Below are 20,573 nucleotides of genomic sequence, written 5' to 3'. Positions count from 1 at the left end.
ACACCTTGCTGCTGGCGAGACAAATAACGTTTGATCGGGAGAACAATGATGTCGCATCATAGTATCAAGAGAAAATTTATGAGTCTCGCCATTGGCAGCATTTGTGCCGGTGCGGCCCACGCACAGCAGGAGTCCGATACGTCGGCCATCGCCACCAAGGACCAGGTGGCGGAGGTCAAGGTCACGGCGACACGCCATTCCACCTCGTTGCTCAAGACGCCGGTGGCGGTAACGGCGGTGACGCAGGAGGCGCTCAGCCGCGACGGCATCACCGACGTGCGTGGATTGAGCGGCCAGATCCCCAACCTGCAACTGGGCACCTCCAACGATGGCAGCGGCGGCGTGCAGATCGCGATCCGGGGCGTGAGCAGCTCCGACTTCACGGAGATCGGCAATCCGGCCGTGGGCCTGCACGTGGCCGGCCTGTACCAGCCGCGCCCCCAGGCCGCGCTGGCGTTGATGTTCGATCTCGATCAGGTCGAGGTGCTGCGCGGTCCGCAGGGGACGCTGTTCGGCCGTAACTCGACCGGCGGCAGCATTAACATCATTCCGGCCAAGCCGGAATTCGGCAGCAGCTACGGCACTGCAGAAGCGGATTTGAGCAATTACCGTGGACGCCAGATCTCGGCGGTGCAGAACATACCGGTCAATGACAATTTCGCGATGCGCGTCACGGCGATGAAGATCAAGCGTGACGGCTACATCAACCAGCAACAGGACTTCTACGCGGCGAACTTCCCGGCGCTGGGCATCGTACCGGCACGCGACGCCGCCGGCAACGTCATCCCGGACGTTGACCAGCGCTTCAACCAGAAGGTCGGCGCCGACAAGTTCTACACCAACAAAGACGAATACGCGGCGCGCTTGCAGGCGCGCTGGAAGATCCGACCTGATCTCGACTGGCGCCTGACCTACGAGAAGTACCAGAACAACGGCGCCGGCGACCTGCCGATCAAGGACTGCGGGCAGGCGGCCGGCACGCCGTATGCCTGCACCGGCGGTCAGTGGGACGTGAAGGTCAACGTGCCCGGCGTGATGGACATGACCATCGACACCGTGCGCAGCGGCCTGGTATGGGATCTGAGTCCGTCCACCACCATCGAGTACAACGCTTCGTGGTCCAGCCAGAAGCGGCGCGAGATCCAGGACAGCGACAGCGGCTACCAGCCTATCGAGAGTGAGCTGGCGACGCGGCCCGGCACGTCGCCGTTCAACGACTATGCCACCTACACCACGGCATCCAAATACGTCTCCACCGTCCACGAACTTCAACTGCGCGGCAAGTACGACCGCCTACGATATGTGGCGGGTCTGTTCTGGATGCACGAAAAGAATAGCATCGACTACGCGCAGGATTACCTGGGCGCGTCGTGGGGCACTTACGGCTTCCCGGCAGAGTCGTACTTCTATCACCAGGCCGACCGCCAGTCCGATTCCAAGGCCATCTTCGCGCAGGCAGACTGGGAGTTCGCGCCGACCTGGAACCTGACAGTGGGTGGCCGCATGACCCGCGACACCCGCAAGGACGTTGGCGGACAGTATTGGGACACGGCCTTTTCGGATGATCCGGCGATCTACTTCAAGGGGCTGCATAATCCCGGTACACCGGGTATGCCGGGCTTCGTGCCGTTCAACAGCTCCGACCTGAAGCCGGGCATGGGCGGCTACTACGGCGCCGGCGGTTTCGATTCGTCGATCCATCCGGTGATCAGCGACGATTCGGCCTCGTGGAAGAAGTTCACCTGGCGCCTGGGCCTGAGCCGTCAGCTGACGCCGCGCGACATGGTCTACACCTCGCTGTCGACCGGCTACAAGGCCGGGGGCTTCAGCGACAAGGAAGATATCTGCCGCACCGGCTTGAACGGCAATTGCGCCGGCCTGTCGCCGGGACCGCACTACACCAACATGCCGTGGAATCCTGAAACGCTGACCAACTTCGAATTGGGCTACAAGGGCCGCCTGCTGAACAACAAGCTGAGTTTTTCGGCCACCGCGTTCTATAGCCGCTACAAGGATATGCAACTGACCGGCGGTGTCACCGTCGGCAAGATCATTCCCAAGGTGCCGTGCACCGCCACCAATCCGTATTGCGACAGCGTGGTCATTTACGGCACGCAGAATGCGGCGCAGGCGAATATCTCCGGCCTGGAAATCGAGGGCGAGTACAAGCCGTGGCCCGGTTCGCACATTGCTTACTCGTATTCGCATCTGAAGGCGGTCATCAAGTCCTATCCGACTTATAGCGAGGATAGTTCGATCAGCTGCAACGTCCGCGACAAGTACGGCGCGCCGCCTTGCGTGGCATATGAAGGCACAGATCCTCTGTTTGCCGGAAAATTCCCGTTGAATATCGCGGGAAACCGCCTGCCGTATGCGCCGGCCAATACACTGAACCTGAACGTTTCGCAGGACTTCGAATTGGGCGACTATACGCTGACGCCGTGGATTTCCGCACGCTGGCAGGACAAGATGTACTTCTCGCTGCGGAATCTGGATAATCCCCACATCTCCGATGCGCAGAAGGCCTACACCACGGTCGATGCGGCGATCAAGCTGGTTTCGCCGGGCGGCAAGTGGCACGTGGAGGCTTATGTGAAAAACTGGGGCCAGACGCTGGCGAAGAACTACGCAAGCGTGGTCGATCCCGGCTATGTGACGGCGTCCTACAACGATCCGCGCATCTTCGGCATCCGCCTCGGCGCCACCTGGTAAAAGAAAAGGAATCGAATGCGTAAGCAGATCAAGTACGGTGGCATCGCGCTGGCCTCGTGGCTGATGGTGGCAATGGCGGGTGGGGCGGCCGTGCAGGCGGCACCGGAAGCAAAGACGGCGTCCGTGGCCGGATACGCCAATGGCGCGCAGATCCGCTTGCGCTGGGAGCTGGTGCGCAATGTGTTCACGCCAGAGGCGCCGGGCGGGGGCACGCAGGCGCGCCTGATCCTGACCAATCTTAGCCAGCAGTCCTTGCCCGCGCAGGGCTGGACGCTGTACTTCAACGTCATGGATGGCGTGGCGACCGGGCCGCTGGAAGGCGATCTGCTGCTTGAGCAGGTTTCGGGCAATCTGTTCCGCATTCGTCCCGCGCCCGGCTTTGCTGGCGTGCCGGCGGGGCAGACGCTGAATATCACCTACTACCATCCCGACCTGGTCATCAAGCTGGCCAAGGCGCCGGCCGGGCCTTACCTGGTCTACGACGTTGCGCCGGACGTCGGTCAGGCCATCTCCGACTACCAGCTGCTGCCTGTTACGCGTCCCGAACAGCTGGATAAGGGCAGCAGCGGCGCCAAGCCGGTCGTCACCGCGCAGGACATCTATCGCCGTAACGCGAATGCGGACTGGATGCCGGCCGCCTCGCTGTCGCCGGTATTTCCGACGCCGCAGCATCTGCAAACTGGCGGCGGCAAGTTGCAACTTGCCGCGCTGCCGACGATCGTCGCTCCCGCCGCGCTGAAGACGGAGGCGGCATTTGCTCGCTCGCTGTTCCCCGCCAGTTTGCCGGCGGCCGGCGCGAATGCGCCGACGCTGCGGCTGAGCGTGGGCGTCGTGGCTGGCTCCACTTCCCCGGAAGCCTACACCTTGACGATCAAGAACGGCATTGACATCGTCGGCAACAGCGCGGCCGGCGTCGCCTATGGTTTGCAATCGCTGCGCGACCTGCTGCCACTGCCGGGCGCCGCCAGCATCGAACTGCCGGCATTGACGATCACCGACGCGCCGCGCTTCGAATATCGCGGCTTTCAGCTCGATGTGGGCCGCAATTTCCACACCAAACAGACAGTCTTCAAGATGCTGGACCTGATGGCGCGCTACAAGCTCAATAAATTCCACTTCCACCTGACGGAAGACGAAGGCTGGCGGCTGGAGATCGCCGGCCTGCCGGAGCTGACCAGCATCGGCGCGGTGCGCGGCCATAGTGCCAAGCCCGGCGTGCGGATGCAGCCGGCCTACGGCTCCGGCCCCGATCCGCTGGACGCCAGCGGCAGCGGCTACTACACCCGCGCCGAGTACATCGAGATCCTGCGCTACGCCGCCGCGCGCCACATCGAAGTGATACCCGAAATCGAAATGCCGGGTCACGCCCGCGCCGCCGTCAAGTCGATGGAAGCGCGCTACCACCGCCTGAAGGCCGAAGGGAAGGGCGACGCCGCCAAATATTTGCTCAACGATCTCGCCGACAAGTCGGTCTACAAATCGGCGCAGCTGTACAACGATCACGTGATCAATCCCGGACTGGAGTCCAGCTTCACCTTCATCGACCATGTGATAACGCAGGTCGCGGCGATGTACAAGGAAGCGGGCGTGCCGCTGCATACCATCCATGTCGGCGGCGATGAGCTGCCGGGCGGCGCATGGGAACAGTCGCCCGCCAGTCGCGCGGTCATGCAGAAGAAGAAACTGGAGAGCACCGCCGAACTGTGGGACTACTTCTACGACCGGGTCGACGCGATCCTGCGCAAGCACGGCCTGTACGCCTCCGGCTGGGAAGAGTTGGCGGCCCGTGGCACCAAGCTGCGCGGCGAGCACAAACTGATACCGAATCCGCACTTCACGCAACGCGGTTTCAGCGCCTACGTCTGGAACAACACCGAAGGCGCCGAGGATTTCGCCTACCGGCTCGCCAACGCCGGCTACGACGTCGTGCTCGCGCCAGTGACGAAGATGTACATGGACATGGCCTACAACGCCAATCCCGAAGAGCCAGGCGTGAACTGGGGCGATTACGTCGAACTGGATACGGTCTACGACTTCATCCCGTTGGACTACCTGAAGAACGCCAACCCGCCGCTGATCGGCAAGGACGCGCTGACCGACTACGGCAAGCGCCGCATACGCGGCCTGGAAGCCACGCTGTTCACCGAAACCGTGCGCACGCCGGAACGCATCGATTACCTCGTCATGCCACGCCTGCTGGCGGTGGCCGAGCGCTCGTGGGCTCCCGATCCCGATTGGGCAACCGAACCCGATGCCGGCAAAGCCGCCGCGCTGCACCGCAGCGCGTGGTCCGGTTTCGTCAACACGTTGAGCCAGCGCGTGCTGCCGCGCCTCGACCTGGAACACGCCGGCGTCGACTACCGCATCGCGCCACCGGGCTTGGTGCTGGACGGCGGCCGGGTGCTGGTCAACCACGTCCTGCCGGGCATCGCCATGCGCTACACCAGTGACGGTGGCGAGCCGAATACCAGTAGCAAACCAGTGAGCGGGCCGATATCCGACAAGGGCCAAATCAAAGTGGCGGCGTTCGACCGCAACGGCAGGATGGGCGCGGTGTCGCACATCGACAACCATTGAACGGGGAGTGCGCACGCGAAGCATACCAATTGATCCCGGCGGGCGGCTTCTCCGTTATAATCATGGCACTGTTTTGTACGGGATAGCGAGTGATTGTGTCGATAGAAAAAGCGTGGACCTTTGGCCTGCTGGCCGCGGCCTGCGCCTTCAATTGCGGCGGACTGTCGATGGCCTACGCAACGCAACAGCCGCAGCCTCCCGCAGCGGGCGCCGGCGCGCCGGCCACCTCCCTCAATACGCTGCAGGTACTGCATTGGTGGACTTCCAGCAGCGAGCGCAAGGCCGCCAATGCGCTGGCCGCCCGCATGGCCGACGAAGGCCTCGAATGGAAGGATGCCGCCATTCCGGGCGGCGCCGGCCTGGGCGCCGGCAAGGTGCTGAAGAGCCGCGTGCTGGCCGGCGATGCGCCGGAAGTCACGCAGATCATCGGCGTCTCCGTCGCTGAATGGGCGGAACTGGGCCTGCTACTGGAAATCGACAGCGTCGCCAGCACCGGCAACTGGAACGGCTTCCTGTTCCCCACCATCCAGACGCTGATCCAGCATCGCAAACACGTGGTGGCGGCGCCGCTTGGCATCCATCGCGTCAATACGCTGTATTACAACCGCGCGCTGTTCGCCCAGCTGAAAGTGACTCCGCCGCAGACGTGGGAAGAATTCCAGAACGTCGCGCTCAAGTTCAAGGCCGCCGGCATCATGCCGCTGGCGCAGAGCAGCGAATCCTGGCAGGTGGCCGCGCTATTCGAAAACCTGGTGCTGGCCGAAAGCGGGCCTGAGTTCTACCGCGAGCTGTTCGTGCGCCGCAATCCGGCCGCCGCCGCCGACCGCCGTACCGCCGAAGCGCTGGAGCGGCTGCGCATCGTCAAGGGCTGGATCAGCGGCCAGCTTGATGAGCGTCCCTGGCCGGAAGTGGTGCGCCAGTTCGCTCGTCGTGAAGCCGCGATGATGATCATGGGCGACTGGGCCAAGCCGGAACTGGCCGAACGCGGCATGACGCTGGACGAGGACTACGCCTGCGGCACCGCGCCGGGCACCGCCAAGTACCACTTGTACAGCGTCGACACGCTGACCATGTTCGCCGGCGACTACCGCCACATGGCGTCGCAGGAAAAGATGGCGCGTCTGCTGGTGTCGCCGACGGTGCAGGCGGAATACAACGCGCTAAAGGGCGCCGTGCCGGTGCGGCGCGACGCCGACCCGTCCAAAATGGACAGCTGCGCGCGCGCCTCCTGGACCGCCTTCGCGCAGGGCGCCGCGGTGCAGGCGCCTAGCCTGGTGCACCGCATGGCCACGGACGAAGCCAGTCGCGACGCCATCATCGCCGAAATCCACCGATATTTTCTAGACGACAGGGCCACGCCCGCCGAGGCGCAACGGCGCCTGGGCGCGTTGTTCCGACTGTTTAACCTCAGAAGCCAAGGAGCACCCGGTGCGCAAGATACTGATCGTAGACGATGACCAAAAGACCCGCGTCCTGCTCAAGACCTACCTGGAGAAAAACCAGTACGAAGTAATCCTGTCGCATAACGGCGAGAGCTTCCTGGCCGAGCTGCATACCCACTCCGAGCAGCTGTCGCTGGTGATCCTGGATGTGATGCTGCCCGATACCGACGGCTTCGCGCTGTGCAAACAGGTGCGCCAGCGATCGAATGTCCCCATCATCATGCTGACGGCCAGCTCCGACGAGACCGACCGCATCGTCGGCCTGGAGCTGGGCGCGGACGACTACATCGCCAAGCCATACAGCCCGCGCGAACTGCTGGCCCGCATCAAGGCCATCCTGCGCCGCACCGCGCTGGAGACGCCGTCGGCGCGCTACTACCGCTTCGTCGGTTTCACGCTGGACCTGATGGAGCGCAAGGTGCTCGATAGCGCCGGCGCAGTCGTCGCGCTGACGGGGCTGGACTTCCAGCTGCTGAAGTACTTTGTCGAACACCCGGGCGTGATCCTGGACCGCAGCGTGTTGTGCGAGGAAACCCGGGGCCGCGACGCCGGCCCGCTGGACCGTTCGCTCGACGTGCAGATCAGCCGCTTGCGCCTGCGCCTCAACGACGACGGCAAGCAGCCTGCCTTGATCAAGACCGTGCGCGGCGCCGGCTACGTGTTCTCTGCCGATGTCAGCGTCTCGCATGCTTAAGCGTGCATCGAATCGGATGCTGGAAAGGCTGGGCAGGATCTGGCCGCAGTCGCTGCTGGGACGATTGATGCTGGTGATGGCGGCCGGGCTGCTGGTGACGCAGCTGGCCGCCAGCGTGATCTGGGCCAGCCAGCTGCGCGCCAAGGCGCAGGTGGAGGCGCAGTCGGCGTCGCAGTACATGGCGCATGGCGCATCCGGCGCGATCCGCTTCTTCCGCAGCCTGCCGGCGAATTACCGTTTGCTGCTAATCCAGCAGTTGCGCGAGATGGGCGGCACGCGCTTCTTCGTCAATCTCAATCACGCCTATGTGCCGGTCCAGCAGATCGTCGAACATCCGCTGGCCAGCAACGTGCTGGCGACGGTGGGCGCCACCTTGAAAAGCGACCTGCCGCATTCGCCCAGCTTCCGCCTGGCCTTCGCCTGGCCGGACCAGCTGGTGGTGTCGGAAGACGGTGTCCGCTTGAGCGACCTGCCGGACGCCTGGGTCCAGCACATCCTGCTGATCCAGCCGGACCCCGCGCCGATACTGGTGATACAGACCGAGATCGAGCCTGGCAACTGGCTGTACATGGCGGCGCTGATGCCCAATCCGTACTTCTTGAGCAGTAACGATCCGCTGGCGTGGGACCGCCTGGCGCTGCAAGGCTTGTCGCTGGCCGTGGTGCTGCTGCTTTGCCTGCTGGTGGTGCGCTGGATCACGCGGCCGCTGGCCGCCTTGTCCGATGCCGCCGCCGCGTTCGGCCAAGGCCAGGACGACCGCGCGCCGCCGCTGCCGGAGACGGGCAGCCGTGAATTCATCAACACCGCGCGCGCCTTCAGCGCCATGCGCGAGCGCATCCAGCGCTACATCGAGGATCGTGAGCGCTTGTTCATCTCGATCTCGCACGACCTGCGCACGCCGATCACGCGCCTCAAGCTGCGTTCCGAACTGCTGGACGACGAAGCGCTGCGCAACGAGTTCGAAGAAGACCTCGATGAACTGGACATGATGGTCAAAGGCGCGCTGCAATGCGTGAAGGACAGCGACATCCACGAGAACCCGGCCGAGGTCAAGCTCGACGCGCTGCTGGGACGCCTGGTGCGCAGTGCGCGGCTGGCGGGGCACGAGGTGGGCTATCGCGACAGCGGCGTCACCGTGCGCGCCAAGCCGCTGGCCTTGAAGCGCGCCATCGGCAACCTGCTGGACAACGCCTTGTATTACGGCGACCGCGCCGAGATCAGCGTCAGCAGCGAGCCGGGCGCGGTGGCGATCGCGGTGCGCGACCACGGGCCCGGCGTGCCGGAGGATGCCTTCGCCAGCCTGTTCGATCCTTACGTGCGGCTGGCCCATGGCCGCGAGCAGAACGACGCCGGCATGGGACTGGGGCTGGGCATCGCCCGCAGCGTGATCGAGGCCCACGGCGGCCAGCTGCAGCTGGAAAACCATCCCGAGGGCGGCTTGAACGCCATCATCCGCTTGCCCGCCTGAGCGCCAAAGCAACAGCCGCGCAATACATTTTGTAAGGCTCTGTGAAGTTTTGTTGCAGCGGCGGACGCGACGCCGCACATACCGCGTCTGTACGCGTAAAGAACTGTAAGCATCGTCGGCAATAAGCCAATGGAATCAAGGCATTATCGCCATTCGCAGGGGGCTGGCGATGATGATAACGTCTGCAACAACCCAACACACACTGAAAGTCGACCATCAATGAAGACACAGCATCAACGCTCGCAAGCCATCGACGTGCTGCGCGGCCTGACGGTCGCGCTGATGATCATGGTGAACATGCCGGGTACGCCGGCCACCACCTACGCGCCTTTCCTGCACGCCGAATGGCATGGCCTGACGCTGACCGACCTGGTGTTCCCGACCTTTATGTTCGTGGTCGGCACGGCGCTCAGCTTCACGCTGGAGAAGTACGAGGGCATGGGCGAGGCGGCGGTGCTGAAGAAGATCTTCACCCGCGCCGCGCTGATCTTCCTGTGCGGCTTCCTGATGTACTGGTATCCCTTCTTCAGTACCGAGGGTGGATCGTTGACTGTACTGCCGCTGTCCGGCACCCGCATCTTCGGTGTACTGCAGCGCATCGCGCTGGGCTACTGCGCCGGCTCGCTGATCCTGCATTACTGGAAGGAGAAGGGCGCCATCGTGTTCGCGGTGCTGGCGTTGCTGGGCTACTGGGCGCTGATGTACTGGTTCGGCGACTATACGCTGGCCGGTAACGCGCAGCGCAAGCTGGATTTGCTGGTGCTGGGCGAAGCGCATATGTACCACGGCGAGGGCATCGCCTTCGATCCGGAAGGGATATTGAGCACGCTGCCGTCCATCGTCAACGTGCTGGCCGGTTACTTCGCCGGGCGCCTGGTGCGCCGCCTGGGCGCCAGCTACGAAACCATCGCCAAGCTGACCATGTCCGCCGCTGTACTGGCCGTGCTGGCGCTGTGCTGGAGCAGCGTTTTCCCGTTCAATAAAAAACTGTGGACCAGTTCCTACACGGTGATGACCATCGCCATCGACCTGTTCACGCTGTCGCTGCTGCTGTACGTGATCGACATGCTCGGCAAGCGTGGCTGGACTTACTTCTTCGAAGTCTTCGGCCGCAACACTTTGTTCATCTATCTGTTCAGCGAAGTGGTGGCGTCCACCTTTTTTCTGTTCAAGATCGGCGACCTGAATATCTTCGACTGGATCTACCTGAACCTGTTCCAGCCGTGGGCCGGCGCCCGCAATGGAACGCTGCTGTGGGCTGTGGTGTACATGCTGGGCTGCTGGTCGGTTGGCTACGTGCTGGATCGGAAAAAAATCTACATCAAACTCTGACTGGAGAACCACGCAATGAAAAAATTATTGATATCGACTTGCATCGCAGCGGCGCTGGCCGGGTGCGGCGGCTCGGAACCGACAGCGCAGCAATCGCCACGCGCCATGGCGCGCATGGGCAACCTGGCGGCCGCGCGCAGCGCGACTTCGCCGGAGACGCCGGCCGATGCCGGCAGCGAGCGCGTGGTGCAGGGTGGTGCGCCGGGCAGCAAGGCGCTGGCTAACGGCAAAATGGTGCTGGCCTATTATTCGGGCTATACCAACAACTACAGTTCGCTGACGAAGTACTACGCCAACGTCAACGCGGTGGCCGTCGATTTCTGGAACATCACCAGCGCCGGCGCCGTGGTAGGCAACGGCGATCCGACGCCGACCAACGCCATCACCTTCCTCAAATCGAAGGACATCGCCATCTACGGCTGCATCTCCAACGTGTCGGATACCTCGCCTGATGGCTGGGACCCGGCGGTGTCGCACGCCGTCACCGGCGCCAAGCGCGCGGCGTCGGTGGCCAACCTGGTCAGCTTCGCCAAGACCAACGGTTTCGCCGGCATTAACATCGATTTTGAAGCGGTGGACCAGGCCGACCGCAAGAACCTCAGCGACTTCGCCGGCGCGCTGGCGACGGCACTGCACGCGCAGGGTATGAAGCTGATCATGACGGTGCCGGCCTTTTCCTCCACCGACGAAAACGACATCCACAACCTGGCGTTCGACCTGCAAGCGCTGGGCCAGGTGGCCGACTACGTCCAGGTGATGACCTATGATGAAACCATCCCGTCGTGGGCGGCGGGGCCGGTGGCCGGCTCCGATTGGATGGAAAACGCACTCGACTACGCCACCAGCAAGGCGCCGGCGTCCAAGGTGTTGAACGGCATCCCGGCCTACGGCTATGACTGGATCGGCGAGGGCGACGGCAGCCAGCTGTACTGGCGCAACGTGCCTGCGCTGCTGACGAAGTATGGCCTCACGCCCAAGTACGACAATAACGTCAACGCCATCAGTTTCAACTACACCGCAGCCGGCAAGAAGCACACGGTGTGGAACGAAAACGCCAAGAGCGTGACCCTGAAGACCTCCCTGGTCAGCGCTTACGGCCTGGCCGGCACGTCGATCTACGCCTTTGGCATGGAAGACGCCAGCTTCTGGGCCGCCGTCAACGCCGGCCTGAACAAGTAATTCCCATCGCGCAGCGGCGCTCGCCGCTGCGCTTTCCAGCCCCATCCCCGGTTTTCTGTCGCCCAGTCCCCCATTTGTGCAGTTCGTCGCAATCCGCATGGTCGTCAGGCAAGTGATGGCTATAGTGATCACATACCGAAACGCATACAAGGAGAGCAAAAATGAACATCGCCAAAAACATGGAAGTCATCTTCGTCGCCGCCGCCGTACTGCTGGGCGCTTCCGCCTACGCCAGCGCCGCCGCCCAGGCCGCCGTCGCCCTGCAACCAGCGATCCAGGTCGCCGCCACCCACGCTCCGATGCAAGTTGTCGTCATCAAGGCCAAGCGCCTGAGCGCAGTGGAAAAAGCCAGCCTGTCGTAATTTGACAATTGGTCGTACTGCAAAGATTGCTAGAAAGCTTGGTGCGCTGCTACATTAGCCGTTCGCAGCAACTGAGAACAACACCAGAGGAACCCGATAATGAACAAGCTTTTCCAATTTGGCCTGCTGTTTGCCGCTTTCTGTGCGCTGTTTGGCCGCGCCCAAGCCGCTGACGAGGCTACCGAGAAGCGCACCATTCCGCTCGACGCCCGCGTGGTGCGCGTCAAGCTCGATGGCGTACTCGACCTCAAGCTGCGCCAGGGCGCCACGCCTTCGTTGACGCTCTATGCGGACAAGCGCACCATGGAAAAAGTGACGGCATCGGCCACCGGCGACACGCTGCACCTGGAGACGGAAGGCCGCGGCCTGAAGATCGGCCGCTCCTCCACCCGTGCCGAACTGGTGCTGCCGATGTTGCGGGAAGTGGTGTCGGAGGGCGTGGGCTCGACCGAGATCAGCGGCTTCAGCGGCGACGAACTGGAATTGACGATGGACGGCGCCGGCACGATGAAAGTGGTCTGTGACTACAAGGTCCTGAAGGCCAACCTGGGCGGCGTCGGCAGCATGCACCTGTGGGTCAGCGAGAACGAGAGCGTGGAACTGGACCTGCGCGGCGCCGGCTACATCACCCTCGGCGGCCATAGCAAGCTGTTGAAGGCGACCTTGGGCGGCTTGGGCGGACTGAATGCGCAGCAGTTCCAGGCGGACTCGGTCAACGTCGAGCTCAGCGGCCTGGGCAACGCCACCGTCAACGCCAAGACCAATGCGACATTGAACTTGAGCGGCCTTGGATCGGTCACTGTCTATGGCAAGCCCCTGAACCGCAACGTGAGCGTTGACGGCCTGGGCAAGGTAAGTTGGAAGTAAAACAAACACACCTACGCGACATGAAAAAACTCATACTAGCGATCAGTCTCGCACTAGGCCTGCAACAGGCTGCGATGGCCGGATTCGCCGAAGGCGCTACCGCCTACAACAACAAGAACTACACGGCGGCCTTGAAAGAGATCTCGCCGTTGGCCAAGGCCGGCAACCCGGACGCCCAGCACCTGCTGGGCTTGATGTATTACATGGGCCGCGGCGTCCCGCAAGATTACAAGCAGGCGCTGGAGTGGCATCGCAAGGCCGCGCTGCAAGGCAAGGCCGACGCGCAGTACGTGGTCGGCGCCATGTACTACACCGGCAACGCGGTGATCCAGGACCACAAGCAGGCGGTCACCTGGTTCCGCAAGGCCGCCGAGCAGGGCCATCCGGACGCGCAGCAGGCGCTGGGGCTGATGTACCGCTATCACATGGCCGGCATGCCGCAGGATAACGTGATCGCCTACATGCTGTGGAACCTGGCGGCGGCCAACGGTTCGATGAACGCGGCCGAGCAGCGTTCGGCCGTGGTCAAGAGCATGACGCCGGAACAGATCGAGGAGGGGCAGGCGCTGTCGGCGTCCTGGAGGCCGAACACGCCGTTGCCCAAGCAATCGCGTACGGGCGGCGGTTAATCGGCGGCTGTCGTACAATCGCCCTTTCTTCACGAGAGGGCGAGCCATGCGCGCGATTGAAATCACCCATCCCGGCCCCGCCGATGTCCTGAAACTGTGCGAGCGGCCGATGCCGGTCGTCAAAGGCGGCGAGGTGCTGATCAAAGTCCACGCGGCCGGCGTCAACCGCCCCGACGTGTTCCAGCGCATGGGCAACTATGCGCCGCCGGCCGGCGCTTCCGACCTGCCGGGCTTGGAAGTGGCCGGCGAGATCGTCGACGGCGATCTCGACTACACCACCTTCGACATCGGCGACAAGGTCTGCGCGCTGGTGCAGGGCGGCGGCTATGCCGAATACGTGGTCGCGCCGTTGGAGCAAGTGCTGCCTATTCCCAAGGGCTGGAGCATGCTGGAAGCGGCCACCATTCCCGAAAATTATTTCACCGTCTGGAGCAATGTGTTCGACCGCGCCCACCTGGCCGCCGGCGAGACCTTGCTGGTGCAGGGCGGCAGCTCGGGCATCGGCGTGACGGCGATCCAGCTGGCCAGCGCGCTGGGCCACCGCGTGTTCGCCACCGCCGGCAGCGACGACAAGGTGGCCGCCTGCATGCAGCTGGGTGCCGAGCGCGGCATCAACTACAAGACCGAGGATTTCGCCGTCATCGTCAAATCGCTGACCAACGACCGTGGCGCCGACGTCATCCTCGACATGGTGGGCGGCGATTACGTGCCGCGTGAAATCTCCTGCCTGGCCGACGACGGCCGCATCGCGCTGATCGCCACGCTGGGCGGCGGCAAGGCCACGGTGGACCTGGGGCAGGTGCTGCGCCGCCGGTTGACCATCACCGGTTCGACGCTGCGGCCGCGTTCGGCCGCCTTCAAGGGCGCGATCGCCAAGCAACTGCTGGACAAGGTGTGGCCGCTGATGGCAGCCAAAAAGCTCAAGCCGGTGATCTACGAAGTGTTCCCGCTGGAGCAGGCCGCCGCCGCGCATGCGCTGATGGAGACCAGCAATCATGTCGGTAAGATCATGTTGCAGGTGATTTAAACGAAAATCCGTAGCATTTTCACCATTTGCGGGGCTCGGCCGGAGCCCGCTGGTTTGACCGGGCTTCCAGCCTCGCGTTAAAATAGCGGGTTATTGAATTTTAGGCTACTATGCGTCGCAAACTCGTCATCGGCAACTGGAAAATGAACGGCAACCGCGCCGGCAATACGGCACTGTTGTCCGGAATACTGGCCGGCCTGAACGACTTTGGCGCCGATTGCGCCGTGTGCGTGCCGGCCCCATACCTGGCCCAGTGCCAGGCTGAACTGCAAGATAGCCCGCTCGCGTGGGGCGGACAGGATCTGTCGGTCCACGCCAGCGGCGCCTACACGGGGGAAGTCTCGGCCGGCATGCTGGTCGATTTCGGCTCCCGCTACGTGCTGTGCGGCCATTCCGAGCGCCGCGCCTACCACAAGGAAAGCAGCGAACTGGTGGCGCAGAAGACCGTCGCGGCGCTGGCCGCCGGCCTGACGCCGGTAGTCTGCGTGGGTGAAACGCTGGAACAGCGCGAAGCAGGAGAGACTGAAGCGGTCATCTGCGGACAGCTGCAGGCGGTGCTGGATGTGATAGTCGCCGACGACCTGGTCAGGATCGTGGTCGCTTACGAGCCGGTCTGGGCTATCGGCACCGGCAAGACGGCGACGCCGCAAATCGCCCAGGACGCGCACGCTTTCCTGCGCGCGCGCATGGCACAAAAGAATGCGCCGGTCGCGGCCGGCGTGCAGATCCTGTACGGCGGCAGCATGAAGCCGGACAATGCAAAAGAATTGATGGCCCAGCCGGACATCGACGGCGGCCTGATAGGCGGCGCCGCATTAAAGGCGGCGGATTTCCTCGGGATTATCCAAGCCGTGTAGTGCATAAACTTAGCTGTAGAAACAAAACGATACAAATCTCTTATTTTTGAATGGAATAACATGAACTCCTTGTTCAATCTGGTTATCGTAGTGCAGGTCATTTCCGCAATTAGCATTATTGGCCTGGTATTGCTGCAGCATGGTAAGGGTGCCGATATGGGCGCGGCCTTCGGTTCGGGCGCTTCGGGCAGCCTGTTCGGCGCGACCGGTTCGTCGAACTTCATGTCCAAGTCGACCGGCGTTGCCGCCGCGATCTTCTTCAGCGCCACCTTGGCCCTGTCCTACATCTCGACCCAGCACGGCAGCGGCGCTGTCAGCGGCGGCGTGATGGACAAGGCCCTGCCGGCCGCGCCAGCGCCGGTTCCAGCAACCGGCGCGGCAGCCATCCCTACCGCACCAGCGGCACCTGCCGCTGCGCCAGTGGCGCCAGCCGCTCCGGCAGCGACGGGTCCTGCAGCTTCGATCCCAAAGTAATATAATAATGAACTAGTTGTGAAGTTCAGCAGTTCCCTTAGCAACTTTTTAAGTTGTTTGCTCATTGTTTTGGCAGTACATTAGCGTTGCAAGCTAGAAAAACAATTCAGAGTGAAAAGAAGCAAAGATTTATCGTTTTTCTTCTTGTTTTGGCGCAATACGGATTAACAACCGCGTGAAAACACAGTAGAATAGCGGCCTTACGCCGACGTGGTGAAATTGGTAGACACGCTATCTTGAGGGGGTAGTGGCGCAAGCTGTACGAGTTCGAGTCTCGTCGTCGGCACCAGAAATCTAAGGCCAGCAAGGGAGCACCGAAGTGTACCTGAGCTGGCTTTTTTACGAGGATGTGTCGTTCGATCCTGGTCTAAGCAGTTTTACGATTGGGACGAACGTTAAGAGCACCGCAGAGCACCGCAGTGTGTCCTTTTAACCGACCGTTCAATATAAGCTCATCAATCGTGAACCTCGAAAATTATCTCCCCGTCCTGTTGTTCATCCTCGTCGGTCTCGGCGTAGGCATCGCTCCCCAAGTTCTGGGCCACATCCTTGGGCCTAACAAGCCAGATGCGGCCAAGCTCTCCCCGTATGAATGCGGCTTCGAAGCGTTCGAAGACGCGCGCATGAAATTCGACGTGCGTTACTACCTCGTCGCAATCCTCTTTATTTTGTTCGATCTGGAAACGGCATTCTTCTTCCCGTGGGGCGTATCCATGCGCGAACTGGGCTGGAACGGATTCCTGGTGATGATGAGCTTCATCGCTGAATTCGTCGTCGGTTTTTGGTATATCTGGAAGAAAGGTGCCCTTGATTGGGAATAAGCCATGGCTATTGAAGGCGTATTAAACGAAGGTTTCATCACCACCTCGGCCGACAAGCTGATCAACTGGGCGCGTACGGGTTCGATGTTCCCGATGACGTTCGGTCTGGCATGCTGTGCGGTCGAAATGATGCACGTGGGCGCAGCCCGTTACGACATGGACCGCTTCGGCGTGGTGTTCCGTCCATCGCCACGTCAGTCCGACGTGATGATCGTGGCCGGCACGCTGTGCAACAAGATGGCGCCCGCGCTGCGCAAGGTCTACGACCAGATGCCGGAACCGCGCTGGGTCATCTCGATGGGCTCCTGCGCCAACGGCGGCGGCTACTATCACTACTCCTACTCCGTGGTGCGCGGTTGCGACCGCATCGTACCTGTGGACGTCTATGTGCCGGGCTGCCCGCCGACGGCTGAGGCTCTGCTGTACGGCATCATGCAGCTGCAAAACAAGATCAAGCGCACCAATACGATCGCACGCTAACGGGGTCGCTTCAAGAATATGACTACACATTTAGAGCAACTGCAAACCGCCCTCGGCACAGCCCTGGGCGATCGCGTTTCCACGACCGTGGCGTTGGGCGAAATCACGCTGGTCGTGAAAGCCGCCGACTACTACGGCGTGATGCAAACGCTGCGCGACGACCAGTCGCTGGGCTTCGATCAGATGATCGACCTGGCCGGCGTCGATTACCTGAACTACGGTGAAGGCGCCTGGGACGGCCTGCGATTCGCAGTGGTCGTCCATCTGCTGTCCGTCAAGCACAACTGGCGCGTGCGCGTGCGCGCGTTCTGCGCCGACGACGAGATGCCGCTGCTGCCGTCGCTGATCCCGCTGTGGCGCGCCGTCAACTGGTACGAGCGCGAAGCGTTCGACATGTTCGGCATCCTGTTCGAAGGTCACAACGACCTGCGCCGCATCCTGACCGACTACGGTTTCATCGGCCATCCGTTCCGCAAGGACTTCCCGGTATCGGGCTATGTCGAAATGCGTTACGACCCCGAGCAGAAGCGCGTGATCTACCAGCCGGTCACCATCGAGCCGCGTGAAAACGTGCCTCGCGTGATCCGCGAAGAAAACTACGGGAAGTAAAACAATGGCTGAAATTAAGAACTACACCCTGAACTTCGGTCCGCAACACCCGGCCGCGCACGGCGTGCTGCGCCTGGTGCTGGAGCTGGACGGCGAAGTCATCCAGCGTGCCGACCCGCACATCGGCCTGCTGCACCGCGGCACCGAGAAGCTGGCCGAACAGAAGACCTACCTGCAGTCCGTGCCGTATATGGACCGCCTCGACTACGTCTCGATGATGTGCAACGAGCACGCCTACGTGATGGCGATCGAGAAGCTGCTGGGCCTGGAAGTGCCGCTGCGCGCGCAATACATCCGCGTGATGTTCGACGAGATCACCCGCATCCTGAACCACCTGATGTGGCTGGGCGCGCACGCGCTCGACGTCGGCGCCATGGGCCCGTTCCTGTACTGCTTCCGCGACCGCGAAGACCTGTTCGACTGCTACGAAGCGGTGTCGGGCGCGCGCATGCACGCGGCCTACTACCGTCCGGGCGGCGTCTATCGCGACCTGCCGGACGCGATGCCGCAGCACAAGCCATCGATCATCCGCTCGGCCAAGGCCGTCGCCGGCCTGAACGAACACCGCCAGGGTTCGCTGCTGGACTTCATCGAAGCGTTCACCGGCCGTTTCCCGACCTATGTCGACGAATACGAAACGCTGTTGACCGACAACCGTATCTGGAAGCAACGGACCGTCGGCATCGGCGTGGTCGCCCCGGAAGATGCGCTGGCGATGGGCTTCACCGGCGCCATGCTGCGCGGTTCGGGCATCGAATGGGATCTGCGCAAGCACCAGCCGTACGAAGTGTACGACCTGATGGACTTCGACGTGCCGATCGGCACCAACGGCGACTGCTACGACCGCTACCTGGTGCGCGTGGAAGAACTGCGCCAGTCGAACAAGATCATCAAGCAGTGCGTGGAATGGCTGCGCAACAATCCGGGTCCGGTCATGACCGACAACCGCAAGGTGGCGCCTCCGGGCCGCGTCGACATGAAGACCAATATGGAATCGCTGATTCACCACTTCAAGCTGTTCACCGAGGGCTTCCACGTGCCGCCGGGCGAAGCGTACAGCGCGGTGGAGCATCCGAAGGGCGAGTTCGGCATCTATCTGATTTCCGATGGCGCCAACAAGCCATACCGCATGAAGCTGCGCGCTCCCGATTACGCGCACTTGCAATCGCTGGATGAAATGGCGCGCGGCCACATGATTGCCGACGCCGTGACCATCATCGGTACGCAAGATATCGTGTTCGGCAGTATCGACCGCTAAGGAAAAAGTATGTTGTTATCAGAGCAGTGCTACAAAAAAATCGACCGCGAGTTGGCCAAGTATCCGGCCGACCAGCGTCAGTCGGCCGTGATGGCCTCGCTGGCCCACGCCCAGGTTGAACTGGGTTGGATCTCGTCGGACGTGATGGCCGAGTTGGCCGACTACATCCGCATGCCGGCCATCGCCGTGCAGGAAGTCGCGACTTTCTACAATATGTACAACCTGAAGCCGGTCGGCAAGCACAAGATTTCGGTGTGCACCAACCTGCCATGCGCCTTGTCGGGCGGCGTGCGCGCCGCCAACCACCTGAAGGAAAAGCTGGGCATCGACTTCCGTGGCACCACGGACGACGGCGCCTTCACGCTGGTGGAAGGCGAGTGCATGGGCGCTTGCGGCGACGCGCCGGTGATGCTGGTGAACGATCAGCGCATGTGCAGCTTCATGTCCAACGACAAGATTGACACCCTGGTGGAGGAGTTGAAGAAATGACGTCACTCCACAATCGTCACATCGACCCAGTCATTCTCGCCGGCCTGGACGGCAAGAACTGGCACCTGGAAGATTACGTCAAGCGCGGTGGCTACAGCGCCCTGCGCAAGATCCTCGAAGAGAAGATCACCCCGGAACAAATCATCGCCGACCTGAAAGCGTCGTCGTTGCGCGGCCGTGGCGGCGCCGGTTTCCCTACCGGCCTGAAGTGGAGCTTCATGCCACGCCAGTTCCCGGGCCAGAAGTACCTGGTATGCAACTCAGATGAGGGCGAGCCGGGCACTTTCAAGGACCGCGACATCATGCGCTACAACCCGCATGCGCTGATCGAGGGCATGGCCATTGGCGCTTACGCCATGGGCATCACCGTGGGCTACAACTACATCCACGGCGAGATCTTCGAGGTCTACACCCAGTTTGAAGATGCGCTGGAAGAGGCGCGCGCCGCCGGCTTCCTGGGCGACAAGATCATGGGCAGCGAGTTCAGCTTCCAGCTGCACGCGCACCATGGCTATGGCGCCTACATCTGCGGCGAGGAAACCGCGCTGCTGGAATCGCTGGAGGGCAAAAAAGGCCAGCCGCGCTTCAAGCCGCCTTTCCCAGCGTCGTTCGGCCTGTACGGCAAGCCGACCACCATCAACAACACCGAGACGTTCGCGGCGGTTCCGTTCATCCTGAACATGGGTCCTGAAAAGTACCTGGGCATGGGACGTCCGAACAACGGCGGCTCGAAGATCTTCTCGATCTCGGGCGACGTTGAACTGCCGGGCAACTACGAGGTCCCGCTGGGCACCCCGTTCGCCAAACTGCTGGAACTGGCTGGCGGCATGCGCGGCGGCAAAAAGATCAAGGCTGTGATCCCCGGCGGCTCGTCCGCTCCGGTGATCCGCGGCGAACTGATGATGAACACCGACCTGGACTACGACTCGATCGCCAAAGCTGGCTCGATGCTCGGTTCGGGCGCCGTCATCGTCATGGATGAAACGCGTTGCATGGTCAAGGCAATGGAGCGTCTGGCTTACTTCTACTTTGAAGAGTCGTGCGGCCAGTGCACCCCATGCCGCGAAGGCACGGGTTGGATGTACCGCATGATTCACCGCATCGAAAACGGCCAGGGACGTCCTTCGGACCTGGACGTGCTGAACTCGATCTGCGACAACATCCAGGGCCGCACCATTTGCGCGCTGGGCGATGCCGCGGCGATGCCGATGCGCGCGTTCATCAAGCAATTCCGCGAAGAATTTGAATATCACGTCGAGCACAAGCATTGCTTAGTGCCCGCTTACATCTAAGCTG

The 20,573-nt window shown here is 62.3% G+C and carries 19 protein-coding genes and 1 tRNA gene; all 20 read left to right on the top strand.

What is annotated here, in order from left to right:
* The first annotated feature begins 78 nt into the window (after nucleotides 1-78).
* On the top strand, nucleotides 79-2,712 hold the full coding sequence (locus tag AC07OK_RS02825; protein WP_494688858.1) for a TonB-dependent receptor: 2,634 nt from the start codon (nucleotides 79-81) through the stop codon (nucleotides 2,710-2,712).
* Nucleotides 2,713-2,727: 15 nt separating this feature from the next.
* Nucleotides 2,728-5,289 (top strand): family 20 glycosylhydrolase, encoded by a 2,562-nt coding sequence (locus AC07OK_RS02820; RefSeq protein ID WP_494688857.1) that lies wholly within the window; start codon nucleotides 2,728-2,730, stop codon nucleotides 5,287-5,289.
* A 95-nt stretch (nucleotides 5,290-5,384) separates the two neighbouring features.
* Nucleotides 5,385-6,746: an ABC transporter substrate-binding protein gene (locus tag AC07OK_RS02815; protein ID WP_494688856.1), complete on the top strand. Its 1,362-nt coding sequence runs from the start codon at nucleotides 5,385-5,387 to the stop codon at nucleotides 6,744-6,746.
* On the top strand, nucleotides 6,718-7,425 hold the full coding sequence (locus tag AC07OK_RS02810; protein ID WP_116988028.1) for a response regulator: 708 nt from the start codon (nucleotides 6,718-6,720) through the stop codon (nucleotides 7,423-7,425). The genes AC07OK_RS02815 and AC07OK_RS02810 overlap by 29 nt, the downstream gene beginning before the upstream one ends.
* The gene (locus AC07OK_RS02805; RefSeq protein WP_494688855.1) at nucleotides 7,418-8,893 is read left to right on the top strand and encodes an ATP-binding protein; all 1,476 of its coding nucleotides are present in this window, start codon (nucleotides 7,418-7,420) and stop codon (nucleotides 8,891-8,893) included. The genes AC07OK_RS02810 and AC07OK_RS02805 overlap by 8 nt, the downstream gene beginning before the upstream one ends.
* A gap of 219 nt (nucleotides 8,894-9,112) precedes the next feature.
* A complete protein-coding gene (locus AC07OK_RS02800) occupies nucleotides 9,113-10,225 on the top strand; it encodes an acyltransferase family protein (protein WP_494688854.1) in 1,113 nt (370 codons plus the stop codon).
* A 15-nt stretch (nucleotides 10,226-10,240) separates the two neighbouring features.
* Nucleotides 10,241-11,404 (top strand): glycosyl hydrolase family 18 protein, encoded by a 1,164-nt coding sequence (locus AC07OK_RS02795; protein ID WP_494688853.1) that lies wholly within the window; start codon nucleotides 10,241-10,243, stop codon nucleotides 11,402-11,404.
* Nucleotides 11,405-11,565: 161 nt separating this feature from the next.
* Nucleotides 11,566-11,766: a hypothetical protein gene (locus AC07OK_RS02790; RefSeq protein ID WP_494688852.1), complete on the top strand. Its 201-nt coding sequence runs from the start codon at nucleotides 11,566-11,568 to the stop codon at nucleotides 11,764-11,766.
* A gap of 99 nt (nucleotides 11,767-11,865) precedes the next feature.
* On the top strand, nucleotides 11,866-12,633 hold the full coding sequence (locus tag AC07OK_RS02785) for a GIN domain-containing protein (RefSeq protein WP_494688851.1): 768 nt from the start codon (nucleotides 11,866-11,868) through the stop codon (nucleotides 12,631-12,633).
* 20 nt (nucleotides 12,634-12,653) lie between these two features.
* Nucleotides 12,654-13,262, top strand: a complete 609-nt coding sequence (locus AC07OK_RS02780; protein WP_494688850.1) for a tetratricopeptide repeat protein — start codon at nucleotides 12,654-12,656, stop codon at nucleotides 13,260-13,262.
* 46 nt (nucleotides 13,263-13,308) lie between these two features.
* Nucleotides 13,309-14,289, top strand: a complete 981-nt coding sequence (locus AC07OK_RS02775) for an NAD(P)H-quinone oxidoreductase (protein WP_494688849.1) — start codon at nucleotides 13,309-13,311, stop codon at nucleotides 14,287-14,289.
* A 110-nt stretch (nucleotides 14,290-14,399) separates the two neighbouring features.
* Nucleotides 14,400-15,146: a triose-phosphate isomerase gene (gene tpiA / locus AC07OK_RS02770; protein WP_494688848.1), complete on the top strand. Its 747-nt coding sequence runs from the start codon at nucleotides 14,400-14,402 to the stop codon at nucleotides 15,144-15,146.
* A gap of 60 nt (nucleotides 15,147-15,206) precedes the next feature.
* Complete coding sequence (gene secG, locus AC07OK_RS02765) at nucleotides 15,207-15,620, top strand: preprotein translocase subunit SecG (RefSeq protein ID WP_494688847.1); 414 nt, start codon at nucleotides 15,207-15,209, stop codon at nucleotides 15,618-15,620.
* A 204-nt stretch (nucleotides 15,621-15,824) separates the two neighbouring features.
* A tRNA-Leu gene (locus tag AC07OK_RS02760) sits at nucleotides 15,825-15,909 on the top strand.
* A 172-nt stretch (nucleotides 15,910-16,081) separates the two neighbouring features.
* Complete coding sequence (locus tag AC07OK_RS02755) at nucleotides 16,082-16,441, top strand: NADH-quinone oxidoreductase subunit A (RefSeq protein ID WP_116988038.1); 360 nt, start codon at nucleotides 16,082-16,084, stop codon at nucleotides 16,439-16,441.
* Nucleotides 16,442-16,444: 3 nt separating this feature from the next.
* On the top strand, nucleotides 16,445-16,921 hold the full coding sequence (locus AC07OK_RS02750) for a NuoB/complex I 20 kDa subunit family protein (RefSeq protein WP_008450353.1): 477 nt from the start codon (nucleotides 16,445-16,447) through the stop codon (nucleotides 16,919-16,921).
* Nucleotides 16,922-16,939: 18 nt separating this feature from the next.
* Nucleotides 16,940-17,530 (top strand): NADH-quinone oxidoreductase subunit C, encoded by a 591-nt coding sequence (locus AC07OK_RS02745; protein ID WP_494688846.1) that lies wholly within the window; start codon nucleotides 16,940-16,942, stop codon nucleotides 17,528-17,530.
* A 4-nt stretch (nucleotides 17,531-17,534) separates the two neighbouring features.
* Complete coding sequence (locus tag AC07OK_RS02740) at nucleotides 17,535-18,788, top strand: NADH-quinone oxidoreductase subunit D (protein ID WP_020702138.1); 1,254 nt, start codon at nucleotides 17,535-17,537, stop codon at nucleotides 18,786-18,788.
* A 9-nt stretch (nucleotides 18,789-18,797) separates the two neighbouring features.
* Nucleotides 18,798-19,277: an NADH-quinone oxidoreductase subunit NuoE gene (gene nuoE, locus AC07OK_RS02735; RefSeq protein WP_332852564.1), complete on the top strand. Its 480-nt coding sequence runs from the start codon at nucleotides 18,798-18,800 to the stop codon at nucleotides 19,275-19,277.
* Nucleotides 19,274-20,569 (top strand): NADH-quinone oxidoreductase subunit NuoF, encoded by a 1,296-nt coding sequence (nuoF, locus tag AC07OK_RS02730; protein ID WP_008450345.1) that lies wholly within the window; start codon nucleotides 19,274-19,276, stop codon nucleotides 20,567-20,569. Before nuoE ends, nuoF begins: the two co-directional genes overlap by 4 nt.
* Nucleotides 20,570-20,573: the final 4 nt, after the last annotated feature.

The organism is Duganella sp. GW821-FHT07G03 (assembly GCF_059418605.1).
The sequence above is the reverse complement of the archived record's forward strand: the minus strand, read 5'-3'. Positions and strand labels throughout refer to the sequence as shown.